General features: G+C 68.9%; 11 protein-coding genes and 1 pseudogene. 4 read left to right on the plus strand and 8 right to left on the minus strand.

The features are described 5' to 3' along the window. Window positions 1-96: 96 nt before the first annotated feature. From trxB to ACULK4_RS18560, 4 genes are all read left to right on the plus strand, one after another. Window positions 97-1,104: a thioredoxin-disulfide reductase gene (gene trxB / locus ACULK4_RS18545; protein WP_445963864.1), complete on the plus strand. Its 1,008-nt coding sequence runs from the start codon at window positions 97-99 to the stop codon at window positions 1,102-1,104. A gap of 69 nt (window positions 1,105-1,173) precedes the next feature. Next, window positions 1,174-1,497, plus strand: a complete 324-nt coding sequence (gene trxA / locus ACULK4_RS18550) for a thioredoxin (protein ID WP_445963865.1) — start codon at window positions 1,174-1,176, stop codon at window positions 1,495-1,497. Between the two features lie 186 nt (window positions 1,498-1,683). After that, a complete protein-coding gene (locus ACULK4_RS18555; RefSeq protein ID WP_445963866.1) occupies window positions 1,684-3,006 on the plus strand; it encodes an aminotransferase-like domain-containing protein in 1,323 nt (440 codons plus the stop codon). A 17-nt stretch (window positions 3,007-3,023) separates the two neighbouring features. Next, entirely contained in the window at window positions 3,024-3,983 is a 960-nt protein-coding gene (locus ACULK4_RS18560) for a D-alanine--D-alanine ligase family protein (protein ID WP_445963867.1), read from the plus strand. 41 nt (window positions 3,984-4,024) lie between these two features. Here the strand turns inward: ACULK4_RS18560 and ACULK4_RS18565 are convergent, their stop codons facing one another. The 8 genes and pseudogenes from ACULK4_RS18565 to rpmH form a co-directional block, all read right to left on the minus strand. Next, the gene (locus ACULK4_RS18565; protein ID WP_445963868.1) at window positions 4,025-4,999 is read right to left on the minus strand and encodes a ParB/RepB/Spo0J family partition protein; all 975 of its coding nucleotides are present in this window, start codon (window positions 4,997-4,999) and stop codon (window positions 4,025-4,027) included. Further along, window positions 4,999-5,871, minus strand: a complete 873-nt coding sequence (locus ACULK4_RS18570; protein ID WP_445964148.1) for a ParA family protein — start codon at window positions 5,869-5,871, stop codon at window positions 4,999-5,001. Before ACULK4_RS18570 ends, ACULK4_RS18565 begins: the two co-directional genes overlap by 1 nt. A gap of 4,224 nt (window positions 5,872-10,095) precedes the next feature. Further along, window positions 10,096-10,755: a 16S rRNA (guanine(527)-N(7))-methyltransferase RsmG gene (rsmG, locus tag ACULK4_RS18575; protein ID WP_445963869.1), complete on the minus strand. Its 660-nt coding sequence runs from the start codon at window positions 10,753-10,755 to the stop codon at window positions 10,096-10,098. Between the two features lie 30 nt (window positions 10,756-10,785). Continuing rightward, complete coding sequence (locus ACULK4_RS18580; RefSeq protein WP_445964149.1) at window positions 10,786-11,283, minus strand: Jag family protein; 498 nt, start codon at window positions 11,281-11,283, stop codon at window positions 10,786-10,788. Between the two features lie 5 nt (window positions 11,284-11,288). Then, a complete protein-coding gene (gene yidC / locus ACULK4_RS18585; protein ID WP_445963870.1) occupies window positions 11,289-12,245 on the minus strand; it encodes a membrane protein insertase YidC in 957 nt (318 codons plus the stop codon). A gap of 225 nt (window positions 12,246-12,470) precedes the next feature. After that, window positions 12,471-12,800, minus strand: a pseudogene (gene yidD / locus ACULK4_RS18590) (membrane protein insertion efficiency factor YidD); the annotation flags it as partial. Beyond that, window positions 12,760-13,122, minus strand: a complete 363-nt coding sequence (gene rnpA / locus ACULK4_RS18595) for a ribonuclease P protein component (RefSeq protein ID WP_501043345.1) — start codon at window positions 13,120-13,122, stop codon at window positions 12,760-12,762. The pseudogene yidD and the gene rnpA, both read right to left, overlap by 41 nt. Window positions 13,123-13,180: 58 nt before the next feature. Next, window positions 13,181-13,318 (minus strand): 50S ribosomal protein L34, encoded by a 138-nt coding sequence (rpmH, locus tag ACULK4_RS18600; RefSeq protein ID WP_076492700.1) that lies wholly within the window; start codon window positions 13,316-13,318, stop codon window positions 13,181-13,183. Window positions 13,319-13,730 lie beyond the last annotated feature (412 nt).

Here is a 13,730-nt window from a genome sequence, read left to right on the forward strand (position 1 = left end):
GGCTCGCGGAATAGCCGCCGCCTAGACTGTGTTCACCTTGTCGTGGCGTCCTCTGGGTAGGATGCCGCGAACCATCGCAGGACGACAGGAGCGGGTGTGCGCGACATCATCATCATCGGATCGGGACCGGCCGGGTTCACCGCGGCCATCTACGCGGCCCGCGCCGAGTTGAAGCCCCTGCTCATCGCCAGTTCGGTCGAGATCGGCGGCGAGCTGATGAACACCACCGAGGTCGAGAACTTCCCCGGCTTCCCGGACGGCATCATGGGTCCCGACCTGATGGGCAAGATGCAGGCCCAGGCCGAGCGCTTCGGCACCGAGGTCGTCTACGACGACGTCGTCGAGCTCGACGTCGACGGCCCGGTCAAGCGCGTCAAGCTGGGCAACGGCGGCGAGCACGAGGCCAAGGCGATCGTCTTCGCCACCGGCTCGGCGTACCGCAAGCTCGGCCTCCCCGAGGAGGAGCGCCTCTCCGGCTACGGACTCTCGTGGTGCGCCACGTGCGACGGGTTCTTCTTCCGCGAGAAGACGATCGCCGTCGTCGGCGGCGGCGACTCGGCGATGGAGGAGGCGACCTTCCTCACGCGCTTCGCCGACAAGGTCTTCGTGATCCACCGCCGCGACGAGCTCAAGGCCTCGAAGATCATGCAGAAGCGCGCCTTCGACAACCCCAAGATCGAGTTCATCTGGAATTCGGAGGTCGCCGCGATCCTCGGCGACGCGCAGGTCTCGGGCGTCACGCTCCGCGACACCGTCACGGGCGACGAGCGCGCGCTCGACCTCGACGGCCTCTTCGTCGCGATCGGCAACGATCCCCGCACGCACCTCGTGCACGGCAAGCTCGACCTGACCCCCGAGGGCACGATCGCGGTCCAGGGCCGCTCGTCCCGCACCTCGGTCCCCGGCGTGTTCGCCGCCGGAGACGTGATCGACCCGACCTATCGACAGGCCGTGACCGCGGCCGGCTCGGGCACGGTCGCCGCCCTCGACGCCGAGCACTACCTCGTCGCGCTCGAGGACGTCGATGAGGAGCCCTCCGCGGCGGAGGCCGAGGCGATCGAGGTCGACGAGGCCGTCGCCGCCGACCTGGCCCGCGTCGACTGAGTATTCCGCTCGCGACATCCGTCGGATCCACTTCGCAGGCGACCCTCGCCTCACGCAAAGGAGAATGACATGACTGCACGTGCAGTGACCGAAGCCACCTTCGAGCAGGAGGTGCTCCAGAACGATCGAGCCGTGCTCGTCGACTTCTGGGCCGAATGGTGCGGTCCGTGTCGCGCGGTGAGCCCCATCCTCGACCAGATCGCGACCGAGCATTCCGAGAAGCTCGACATCGTGAAGCTCAACGTCGACGAGAACCCCGGCCTGGCCATGAAGTACCAGATCACCGCCATCCCCGCGATGAAGGTGTTCAAGGGCGGCGAGGTCGTGCACACCGTCATCGGCGCGAAGCCGAAGCCCGCGCTCGAGGCGGACCTCGCGCAGTTCATCGGCTGAGCACGCTGATCCTCCGAAGGCCCGTCCCGGTTCATCCGGGCGGGCCTTCGTCATGCCGGACGCCCGATCCCGACCAGAAGGATGCCGCGACCGGCATGGAGTGCGCCGCGTCATGCAGCGGCATCCGCTTCAGGGCTCTCGCCTGCGCTGGCTAGCATGGGAAGCCTGAGCAGAACGGAACCAGCAGTGACCCCTGACGGAGTGCCCCAGCGGACCGGCAACAACCTCGACCCCTGGTATGCGAACTACGCCGAGCGAGCCGCCGGCTTCGCCGCCTCCGAGGTGCGCGCCCTGTTCGCCGTGGCCTCGCGGCCGGAGGTCGTCTCGCTCGCCGGCGGGATGCCGTACGTGTCGGCGCTGCCGCAGGAGCTGATCACCTCGGCGTTCGAGCAGGTCATGCGCGATCAGGGACCAGTGGCGCTGCAGTACGGGTCCGGGCAGGGCATCCCCGCGCTGCGCGAGCACATCCTCGAGGTGATGTCACTGGAGGGGATTCGCGCCTCGGTCGACAACGTGGTCACGTCCACGGGGTCGCAGCAGGCACTGGACTTCGTCGCGAAGCTGTTCCTCGACCCCGGCGACGTGGTCCTGGCCGAGGCGCCGTCGTACGTGGGCGCGATGGGCGTGTTCCGCTCGTACCAGGCGTCGGTCGTGCACGTCGCGATGGACGACGACGGCCTGATCCCCGAGGCGCTGCGGCAGACCATCGCGCACCTGCGCGGCCAGGGTCGCAGGATCAAGTTCCTGTACACCATCCCGAACTTCCACAACCCGGCCGGCGTCACGCTGTCGGCCGCGCGTCGGCCCGAGATCCTCGAGATCTGCCGCACCAACGAGATCCTCGTGCTCGAGGACAACCCGTACGGCCTGCTGCACTTCGACGAGCCCGCCCCGGATGCGCTCCGGTCGATGGACCCCGAGGGCGTGATCTACCTCGGCTCGTTCTCGAAGACGCTCGCGCCGGGCTTCCGCGTCGGCTGGGCGCTCGCGCCCCACGCGATCCGCGAGAAGCTGATCCTCGCTGCGGAGTCGGCGATCCTCTCGCCGTCGTCGTTCAGCCAGCTCGTCGTCTCGGAATACCTGTCGCAGGCCGACTGGCGGGGGCAGATCGACGCGTTCCGCGGCGTGTACCGGGAACGCAAGGACGCGATGATCGACGCGCTGGGGGAGTACCTGCCGCAGCTGTCGTGGACCGACCCGAACGGCGGGTTCTACGTGTGGGTGACCCTCCCCGACGTGCTCGACTCCAAGCAGATGCTGCCGCGTGCGGTTCGCGAACTCGTGGCGTACACGCCGGGCACGGCGTTCTTCGCCGACGGCCGGGGGCGGCACGCGATGCGGCTGTCGTTCTGCTACCCGACGCCCGATGCGATCCGCCTCGGCATCCGGCGGCTGGCGACCGTCGTGAACGGCGAACTCGACCTCCTCGACACCTTCGCGGGCACCGGTCCGCTGCAACTGCCTGATCGCCCCGGCATCGAGCCGGCACCGCCAACCGACCTCAAGTAGTGGAGAAACCCCTGATCATGAGCGAATCCACAGGTCTCTCGGTCGTCGTTCTCGCCGGGGGCATCTCGCACGAGCGCGACGTCTCGCTGCGTTCGGGTCGCCGGGTCGCCGACGCCCTGACGCAGGCAGGTCATCGTGTCGAGCTCCGCGATCCCGACGCCGGGCTGCTCCCGTACCTGGCCGAGCGCCGCCCCGACGTGGTCTTCCCCGCCCTCCACGGCTCGAGCGGCGAAGACGGTTCGCTGCTCGAGCTGCTCGCCGCCCTCGGGATTCCGACGGTCGGGTCGACCGGTGCCGCAGCTCGAAGGGCGTGGTCGAAGCCGATCGCCAGCTCGCTCGTGGCACAGGCCGGGCTGTCGGTGCCCGAGTCGATCGTCCTCTCGCACGAGGCGTTCCGCGAGCTCGGAGCGTCGAGCGTGCTCCGGGTCGTGCGCGCCGCGATGCAGGGCGACCTGGTCGTGAAGCCCGCGTCAGGCGGATCGGCCCAGGGCGTGTCGATCGTGGAGGACCCCACCGAACTTCCGCGCGCCATGGTCGAGGCGTTCACCTACGCCGAGGTCGCCGTGGTCGAGCGCCGCATCGTCGGCACCGAGATCGCCATCGGCATCGTCGGAACCGACGGCTATGCGCGGGCGCTGACCGCGGTCGAGATCGTCCCGACGAACGGGGTCTACTCGTTCCAGGAGCGCTACAACGCGGGGGAGACCACCTTCTTCGCTCCGAGCCGGCTCGATGACGCCACGGTCGTGGCCGCGACGGATGCCGCACTGCTCGCGCACCGCACGTTGGGCCTTCGCGACATCTCGCGTGTCGACCTCATCGTCGACGCGCATGGTACGCCGTGGTTCCTGGAGGCCAACGTGCTGCCCGGCCTCACGGAGACCTCGTTGCTACCCCTCGCGATCGAAGCGTCCGACACGGATGCCGCGACGGTCTACGACGGGCTCGTGCGCAGCGCGGTCGCTCGCGCGACCTGACTCGCCGCTTCCCCAGCAGCACTCCGGCGTCGCGGCGCCGATCAGAGCCCGTCGAGGTCCTCGCCGAGTTCGGTGAGGATCCGCCGTAGATCCTGGACAGTCGCGAAATCGATGCTGATCTGGCCTTTCCTCGCACCGAGCGTGATCTTCACGCGCGTGTCGAGGCGATCGCCGAGCCGGCCGGAGAGGTCGTCGAGGAACTCCTGGCGCTTTCCTGCGGCCGGCTTCAGGCGGGCCGGCTTCGGCGATTCCGCGACGATCGCCTCCGCGGCGCGGACCGAGAGGTCTTCGTTGACGATCTTGTCGGCCAGCTTCTGCATGGCCTCGGGGTCTCCCGTGGCGAGGATGGCTCGAGCGTGGCCGGCGCTCAGGACGCCGGCCGCGACGCGGAGCTGGACGGGCTCCGGGAGCTTGAGCAGCCGGAGCGTGTTCGAGATCTGCGGCCGCGAGCGCCCGATCCGATTCGCCAACTCCTCCTGCGTGATGCCGAAGTCGGCGAGCAGCTGCTGGTACGCGCTCGCCTCTTCCAGGGGATTGAGCTGCGACCGATGGAGGTTCTCGAGCAGCGCGTCGCGCAGCATCGCCTCGTTGGCGGTGTCCTTGATGACCGCGGGGATGGTGCCGAGTCCGGCCGCCTTGGTCGCTCGAAGTCGCCGCTCGCCCATGACCAGCTCGTACTTGCCGGGCTGGTCAGGATGGGGGCGCACCACGATGGGCTGGAGGACGCCGAACTCCTTGATGCTGTGCACGAGCTCGGCCAGGTCCTCGGGATCGAACACGGTGCGCGGCTGCTGGGCGTTCGGGACGATGTCGTCGGGGTTGAGGCGCGCCAGGTGCGCGCCCGGAACCGTGATGAGGTTGGCGTCCGCGGCATCCTCGACGGCAGCGACGGCCGCCTTGGGTGCCTCGCTGTTCGGGAAGAACACGTCGACCGGGCGATCGGCGCGCGGGGCGTCGTCCGTCGTGGGGATCAACGCGCCGATGCCGCGACCGAGACCGGTCCGCTTCGTTGCCATCAGTTGGTCTCCTTCGATTCCGAGGCCCCGCGGCGAGCGATCTCCGCAGCCGCCTCACGGTACGAGAGCGAGCCGCTCGACGCGAAGTCGTAGCTGATGACGCTCTGGCCGTAGCTCGGTGCCTCCGACACTCTGACCGATCTGGGGATGATCGTCTCGAGCGTCTGCGTGGGGAAGTGGTCGCGCACCTCTTGTGCGACCTGTTGCGCGAGATTCGTGCGAGAGTCGTACATCGTGAGCAGGATCGTCGAGAGGCGCAGATCGGGATTCAGGTGCTTCTCGATGAGCTCGATGTTGCTGAGGAGCTGCGACAGCCCTTCGAGCGCGTAGTACTCGCACTGGATCGGAATGAGCACCTCGCGCGCGGCGACGAACGCGTTGATCGTGAGCAGGCCGAGCGAAGGCGGGCAATCGATGAAGACGTAGTCGTACGGGCGTTCCATCGTCGCGAGGTGGGCGTCGAGGGCACGGCGAAGCCGCTGCTCGCGGGCGACGAGCGAGACCAGCTCGATCTCGGCGCCCGCGAGGTGGATCGTCGCGGGGACGCAGTCGAGCCGCTCGTGCTCCGTGGACTGCTGGATGACCTCGGTGAGGGCGAGGTCGGAGACGAGCACCTCGTACACGCTCTGGCGCTCGGATCGGTGGTCGACGCCGAGGGCGGTGGAGGCGTTGCCCTGCGGATCCAGGTCGATCACGAGGACGTGTGCGCCGGCCCGGGCGAGCGCGGCAGCGAGATTCACCGCGGAGGTGGTCTTCCCGACGCCGCCCTTCTGGTTCGAGATCGTCAGCACTCGCGTCGCCGGCGGCAAGGGCAGCACCGCCTCGTCGAGCGCGAGACGCCGTCGGGTCTCGTCGGCAATCTGATCGGCCAGGGGAGTTCCTCCGTCTGCATCGTACGTTTCACGTGAAACATCGCCGACGGATTCGGCGGTGCTCTGGTGATGGATCGAGACTTGGGCGGTTCCGGCTCCGCTGTCGGTCCCATCCGCAGGCGAGACATCGTCTGATTCCCCTGCGGCAGAGTTCGCAGCAGGTTCCGCGCCTTGGGAAGGGTACTCCACGTGCACGGCTTCCGCTGCGCCGCCGTTCTCGGTGGACTCGGCAGAAGTGCGCGTCGGGGGCTCGATCGGGTCAGCCGTGCGCTCACCGTCCTCCGCCGCATCTGCGGCATACGAGGGCGCCGACACCTGGGAGGCGCCGGCATCGAGCTGCGTGTCGGCGCCTTCGTGTGCCGCGGGCTCGTTCGCCGCTTCGACCTCAGCCGCCCGCTGCGGGGCGCTGTCCGTCTCCGGGGTCGACGCCGGGCCGGATTCCGCTGCCGGCGGCTCCGCTCCATTCCGTGGGGGCTGGAGACTTGAGACGGTCTCGGCAGTGGCGTCGCCGACGATCTCCCGGATGATCTCCTCCAGCAATCTGTCTGGTTCGGTCTTCGGAAGGTTCCCGCCCGAGGGTGCAGCCGGCGGCGCTCCGTCCTCGGAGAGCGCCGCCGCGGTCGCGGCATCCCAGTCGTAGCGTGCGACGCGCGTCGGCGCGGGCGCCGCCTCGTCTTCGCCGCCGCGTTCGGAGCCACCCGCGTCCTCGCCGGAGACCGTCGGATCCGCCCGCCGGTCCTGCTCGGAAGTGACCGAACCCATGGCGGAACTCTCCCGCCCCGCTTCACTCGCCTCTGCCTGCTGTGGCGGGGCCCAGACGCGATCATCGGGCTCGACCCGAACCGAGGCACCGGATGTGACGCGACTCCCTGCCGGATCCATCAGCTCGTCGAAGTCTCGTCGTGCAGTTCGGTCGTATGCCGAGGGGACGAAGTCGGTAGAGCGTTCCTCTGACCGCCGGGCGTCGTACGCCTCGATGCGCGTGGGCTCCGGCTCCGGCGTGGGTGCCGGTTCGGGTCGCGGCTTACGTCGATGGAACCAGCCGCGTCCCCCGCCATTCGCCATGCCCACTCCTGACCTGTTCGAGATTGCTGCCACCCGGTCAGTGACGATCCTCGACACCCAAGCCTAACCGTCGGGTCGGACGGTCGAACGGAGACCGGCCCGGTGTGCGGACATCCGCTGCCGAGCCTCGGAAGGGGACGTCGTGTCGTACGCGCGCGACGCCGGTTTCACGTGAAACATCGCGTGCCGGCCCGATCCCTGCGTGCGAAACGGCTGGAGCCGTCTGCCCGGATGCCGTCGGCGTCGCCGGGGCCGACATCGCGCCTCAGCTCGAGGCGCTAGGGCCCGTGGGCTCGTCAGCCCTCCTCGCAGGGGCCGGACTCTGCCTCCGCGCGATTGGCGGGGGACACGCGGTCTGTCGACGGCTCACGTGTCGCGGACCATCGTGCCCTGGCGCCGGTGGCCGCTGAAGGCCGACCCGGCAGGTCTTCCGCGCCGCCCGCCGGAAGCCCCAACCTGCGGGTCGATGGCTGCCAGGAGCCGGTCTCCCGTTTCCCACGTGAGACGGCGCGATGTGGTTCTCAGAACCACCAGCCCCTTCGGATCTCTCTCGACGTCCGGCGATCGCAGATCTGGAGAAGCGGACGTGATCATCCGCCGCCCCGTGCTGACTGCCCGTTTCACGTGAAACGGGACCCGATCGGGCGAGTGTCCTTCGCCTCCACGACGCAACCGCTGAGGGGCCGAACGGATCGATCAAGGTCTGCTGCAGAACGAGAGACGAATGCGCGGGGAATGCCGGTTCACTGACGGGAGAGCTGCCCCGCTCCACCGGCGTTCACGCAGCCGAGGAACGTGCCCGCGGGGTTCGCTCGCCTCTGTCCCCAGCCGCATCGACCTCGGCCCTGACCGGCGGGGCGCTGTGTCGGCTTCAGACAGGTCGACGGGGGACGCCACTTGTTCGCGCCCCATGGGGACGCTGGGTCACGCGCACCTGCATGCTGCGTTCCTCCACGTCGCGTTTCACGTGAAACCGCACGGGACCGTGCAGCAGAGGTCTCGTCACCCGGCGGCTACGGCCGAGCACGAGGCACGGCGTCTGTACGCCGACGCCGTGCTGTCCGCACCTTCCGGGCAGAGCCAGATGTCCCGATCCCGCGACCGTGGCGGGCCGCCGAAGGTTCCACGCGACGGTCGGCGTCGACGCTGCGGCTGGCGGCAGCCAGGACGACGCCGACACGGCGGCGTGAGAGGCCGGCGGCCGGGCGCCACGAACCGGACGTGATCGTGAGGGCGGCCGCGCATCGCTGTCTCGCCATGGCACCGGTGGATTGGGTGTCGAAGGGGCGGCATCGACCGCGAAGAGAGCAGGGGTGCCCGTCCGCCGACCTGTCGACCGCCGAACCCCGTGTCGGCAGCCCCGAGCCGCGAGGGACTCACGGCGTGCAGGAGCGGCCCAAGTCAGCCGCGCTCGACGTCCGCTGCACCTCAGGGCTCACCCGATCGCCACCTCGAGGCGCACCGAGAAGGGAGATGAGGAGCAGAGGGGGCGAGGAGCAGAAGGGAGCGAGGAGCAAAGCGGAGCGAGGAGCAGAAGGGAGCGAGGAGCAGCAGGGAGCGAGGAGCAGAAGGGAGCGAGGAGCAGCAGGGAGCGAGGAGCAGCAGGGAGCGAGGAGCAGCAGGGAGCAAGGAGCAGAAGGGAGCGAGGAGCAGCAGGGAGCGAGGAGAAGCAGGGAGCGAGGAGAAGCAGGGGCGAGCGAAGTAGGGGAGCGAACACGCGAGGGGAACCAGGGCAGTAAGGATACGAGGGGAACCCGGGCAGCGAGGAAACGAGAAGCGAGGGGGGAGCGAGCGATACGCGGAGAGCGAGGGAAACGTGGGAGCGAGGGAGAACGCGGAAACGAGGACGACCGAACGACTGAACGACCGAACGAACGAACGGCCGAACGAGGTCCACCGGTACCTGCCTCACCGACGACCTCCGCAGCACCGTCGTCGAGAACCTGCCGGAGCCGAACCGACCACGATCATCGCTCTGCGCGCGGGAGTGCAGGCCCGCCCGTCGGCCGCAACGGTCGGGACCAGTCCGAGTGCGCCCGCACCTCGAGCACGACCGCACGTTTCACGTGAAACGTCACGAGTGGCCACGCGGTGAAGTTCTCGTCCCCGTCGGGCACTGGTCGCGCCGTCCATTCCGCGGCACCGGGTCTCGTGCGAGTGGAATCCCTCACATGCGCCGGCGAGGCCGCGCAGCCGACCCTCGCCTCGCCAGGAGGATGCGTGGCTCCATCCGTCGAGCTGACGACATCCCGCGCGGCCGGGCGTGCAGCATCGTGACGGGTCCCGGTTGGTGCGACTCGCCGACGCGCGAATGGCCAGCCCGTTCCGTGCCAGTTCGACCTCCGCCGCGCCCGGGCACCGGCTCAGGCGCCCTGACGCGTTTCACGTGGAACGCAGAGCACCGTCGCAATTGACCTGCCACACGCCGCCTGTTTCGCGGTACACAGCTCAACGCACGACCGCCAGCGTTTCACGTGAAACAGCCGAGGGTGCCGAACGCGCCGCCCCTCGGATCAGGCAGGTCCAAGAATTCATCCGGATCTCCCTTGACCGATCACGAGCGACCAGTCGTCATGCGTGCGGTCCACGTCGGGCACATCCACACCGGGATCCCGCCGTCACGCGGGACCCCCGAGAGACGGGGTCGCACGAGGCCGTCCCGTTGGTCCGGCAACTCCGCACGTCCGACGCGCGGCGCGCCACCGATGACGAGCGGTGTGCGAGGCCCGCCGGACCACGTGGTGCTGAGAGGATTCGTGGGGACGGATCAGCGCGGCGAGCCGGACTCGCATGCGGCGCCTGAGCCCAGCCATGCGGAGCTTGGATCCGGCGGGAAGACTCGGTCGGAGGCACCACGCTGGACGGGCACCGGATGTGGCGCCACGGACACCGCTGCCGCGCGGCGACAATCGACGTGGAGGCGTTCCGCACCGGAGAACACGGCCCGGAGAGGTCGCGTTCACGACCGAAGATCTCACGGAGAGCAGATCCGGAACGCATCCCGACGATGACGGTTCCGGCGCGCGCAACCGGGTCGCGCCGCACCCAGCGAAGCGGCGCAGGTGTGGCGCTGCAGTACTGCAGGGATGGCGCATCGGCGCCAGGCGCACCGATCAGCGTTCACAGGCGCCGCGACGGGAGCCGCCCGGTCGCCTCGGTCTACTCCGCCTGAGGCACCCGCGCCCGGAACACCCGGGTGACGTCGTCGACGATGCCCTCGCCGAGAACGATCACCTCGACGTCCTCGAGCCGGTACTTGCGGATCGCCTTCTCCGCCGCACCCATCTCGCCGCTGACCCCGGCGCCCTTCATCAGCAGCAACTCGCCTCCGGGCTTCAGCAGGGGAGCGGTGATCGGGATCAGCGTTCGCAGCGCACTGACTGCTCGCGCCGTGACCTGGTCGAGGCGCCCGGTCAGCTTCGCTTCCTCGGCACGCGCGCGGACCACGTCGACGTTGTCGAGTCCGAGTTCCTCGACCTCGCGCTTCAGCCACGCAACACGACGCTCCATCGGCTCGATGAGCGTGAGGTGCACGTCGGGACGAGCGATCGCCAGGACGAGGCCCGGCAGTCCGGCACCGGAGCCCACGTCACCCACGCGGCCGGGCCGGAGCAACGGAGCCACGAGCCCGGAGTTGACGACGTGACGGCTCCACAGTCGGGGCAGCTCGAGGGGACCGATCAGTCCGAGCTCCTCGCCATGCCGGGCGAGGTTCTCGGTGAAGCGACGCACCAGGTCGAGTCGGTCCCCGAACACGGTCGCAGCGGACGCGGGCTCAGGCTCGAGCGCGTCACGCCAGTCGGGGGAGTGGTCAGCCATGTTTCACGTGAAACGTCGACGTGGCAGGCGTCAGCCCGCGCGCGTGATCACGGTGTGCCGGTCGGAACCCTCGCCACGCGACTCCGAGTGGAGACCGCGCTCGGCGACCAGGTCGTGCACGAGCTTTCGCTCGTATGAGGACATGGGAGGAAGCGAGGCCTCTGCAGCACCCTCCTCGAGCCGCTCGGCTGCGCGCGCGACCAGTCGACCGAGCTCGTCACGCCTCGCGTCACGCGAACCGCCGATATCGAGGATCAGCCGCGAGAACGCACCCGTCTTCGTCTGCACGGCAAGGCGCGTGAGCTCCTGCAGCGCCGAGACGATCTCGGGCTTGGAGAGCAGCGACAGGTTGGCGTCGTCGGTCGCGTGCACCGACAGGTACGCGCGACCGTTGCGGGCGTCGATGTCGATGTCGCCGTCGAGGTCGCTGATGTCCAGCAGTTCCTCGATGTAGTCGGCCGCGATGTCGCCCTCCTCCTCGAGCTGCTCGAGGGTCCGGGTCGCCGACTCGGGCTTGACGTCGGTCATCGTGGTCACTTCCTCTTCTTCTTGGCGCGGTTCTTGCTCACCGGCTGCTGACGCTGGGTGGACTTCTTCTCGGCCTCCGTGGCCGCGTCATCCGTCGGCGATTCGACGATGAGCTTGCCCTTCTTGGCGAGACGAGCCTCGCGGGCCTTCGCCGCCTCGCTACCGGGTGTCGGCATGTTACGGATGACGATGAACTGCTGGCCCATGGTCCAGAAGTTCGAGACGAGCCAGTAGAACATGACCCCGAGGGGGAAGGCGACACCCGAGACGGCGAACACGAGGGGGAGCAGGTACAGCAGGATGCGCTGCTGGCGGAACATGGGGCTCGCCTTGGTCTCCGGCGACATGTTCTTGGAGACGATCTGCAGCTGGGTGATGAACTGCGAGGCCGTCATCAGGATGATCATCACGACGGCGACGACCATCACCTGCCAGGGGCCTCCGGCGTTCATCGCGTCGATGAACGTCGCGCTGAGCGGCGCGCCGAGGAACTCGGCGCTGGAGAACGACCTGGCGAGCTCGGGCGTGAGGGCGCCGACGCCGCCGCGGTCGGCGTTACGGGACGCGTCGTTCAGCACCGAGAAGAGGCCGAAGAAGATCGGCATCTGCAGCAGCAGCGGCAGGCAGGACGACAGCGGGTTCGTGCCGGTCCGCTTGTACAGGTCCATGGTCTCGCGCGACATCGCCTCGCGTGAGAACTGGTCCTTCTTGCCCTTGTACTTGTCCTGGATCTTCTTCAGCTGCGGGGCGACCTCGAGCATCCGGCGCTGGCTCTTGATCTGGCGGACGAAGATCGGGATGAGCGCGGCACGCACGACGATGACGAGACCGACGATCGAGAGCACCCACGTGATGCCGCCGTCGAAGGGAAGGCCCACGAACGTCCACAGCGAGTGGAACGCGACGAGGATCAGCTCGATGACCCATTTGATGGGCCAGAGGAGGATGCTGAAGATGTCCATTGGAGCGGGTCAGTCCTTTCGGGACATGGGGGAGAGGTCGTGTTCCGCGGTGTGGCGGGTGACGGATGCCGCGGCGCCGGCCGCGTCGGCGGAGCGAGAACCGTGTTCGTGTCCGGTGTGCGCGTGACCGCGGGCGATGCCGGCGACCGTCGGGCCGGCTGCCCGGCGCCGGCCCCGACGAGCACGGCGACCGGCGGACTCGTCGGCGCGCGCCCACGCAGCCGGGATCACGAACCCGAAGCGGGTCACGTGGAATCGCCGCACGCGCGGCATGGGCACGTCGTCGACGCCGCCCTGCGACCAGGGGTTGCAGCGCACGATGCGCCACGCGGTGAGACCGGAGCCCACGACGAGGCCGCGGTGCTGCACCGCCCCCAGGCCGTAGGCCGAGCAGGAGGGGTAGTACCGGCAGACGTCGCCGTAGAGGGGGGAGACCACGGCGCGGTAGGCGCGGATGAGCACGACGCCCACGTTGCGTGGGAGGAGCCAGACGAACCAGGCGAGGTCTCGCACGTCACGCGTCTTTCGCTGCGAGGGAGGGTGGAGGGGCGGCATCCGTCGGCCCTGACCGCCGAGGACGGGAGGCGGATCGGCGCCGTTCGTGCACGTCGACTGCCGAGACGACGTCGGCCCTCAGTGCATGGAAGTCCGCGTCGGCTGCGGTCGGCAGCGCACGGATGACGACGTCGACGGCGGACGCTCCGCCGTCGACGAGCTCCCGGCACGCGGCCTTCAGCCGACGCCGGACGAGGTTGCGGCGCACGGCCGAGCCGACCTTCTTGGAGACGATGAAGCCGAAGCGCGCGTCGGTGCCCGACTCCCGTGAGCGGAGGTAGCTCACGGTGTGGGCACCGGCGATCTTCGCTCCACGGCGCACGATGGACCTGTAGTCATCGGCGCTCGTGATGCGATTCGCTTTGGCGAGCACCGATCGCTTACGCGGAGAGCTCGGTACGACCCTTGGCGCGACGAGCCGCGAGGATCGAGCGGCCGGCGCGCGTGCGCATGCGGGCGCGGAAGCCGTGCTTCTTGGCGCGGCGGCGGTTGTTGGGCTGGAACGTACGCTTGCTCATTCTTCTTCTCCGGCTTCAGGGATCTCCGCGCCCGGACGCGTCAACGGGTGCGCCGGGGGGAAAACTCGGTGCCCGAAAGGGCTGCGGTCAACTGATTAAAACTACGGCCTGCGGATGCCGCGGTCAAACCGAGTGCACACCGAACGGGATATTCTCCACCGATCCCCAGCTTGCCGCTCGGAACGACACGCCGACGGGCTCATGGATCCGCAGATCGGCATTTGTCGGGTGGACTCCGATTCGCTAGCGTGTGTGACCAGTTATCCCCAGCCTGTGCGGCGGAATCTCGCGCTTCTCGCAACTTCCCTCACAGGCCGTGGAAAACGTTGTGAACAGAGCCTTCGGGCCGCTTCGCCTGTCGTTCGGGGGAGCGACGAGCGGCCAGACGCGGGTGCAGAGATTGCGGGGAGCA

Source organism: Agromyces selenitireducens (genome assembly GCF_052748465.2).

Excerpts from the sequence above, each read along its gene's own strand:
- ACULK4_RS18565 (WP_445963868.1), bottom strand. The coding sequence starts at position 4,999 with ATGGCAACGAAGCGGACCGGTCTCGGTCGCGGCATCGGCGCGTTGATC.
- ACULK4_RS18580 (WP_445964149.1), bottom strand. The coding sequence starts at position 11,283 with ATGACCGACGTCAAGCCCGAGTCGGCGACCCGGACCCTCGAGCAGCTC.
- rpmH (WP_076492700.1), bottom strand. The coding sequence starts at position 13,318 with ATGAGCAAGCGTACGTTCCAGCCCAACAACCGCCGCCGCGCCAAGAAG.
- rsmG (WP_445963869.1), bottom strand. The coding sequence starts at position 10,755 with ATGGCTGACCACTCCCCCGACTGGCGTGACGCGCTCGAGCCTGAGCCC.
- yidC (WP_445963870.1), bottom strand. The coding sequence starts at position 12,245 with ATGGACATCTTCAGCATCCTCCTCTGGCCCATCAAATGGGTCATCGAG.
- ACULK4_RS18560 (WP_445963867.1), top strand. The coding sequence starts at position 3,024 with ATGAGCGAATCCACAGGTCTCTCGGTCGTCGTTCTCGCCGGGGGCATC.
- trxA (WP_445963865.1), top strand. The coding sequence starts at position 1,174 with ATGACTGCACGTGCAGTGACCGAAGCCACCTTCGAGCAGGAGGTGCTC.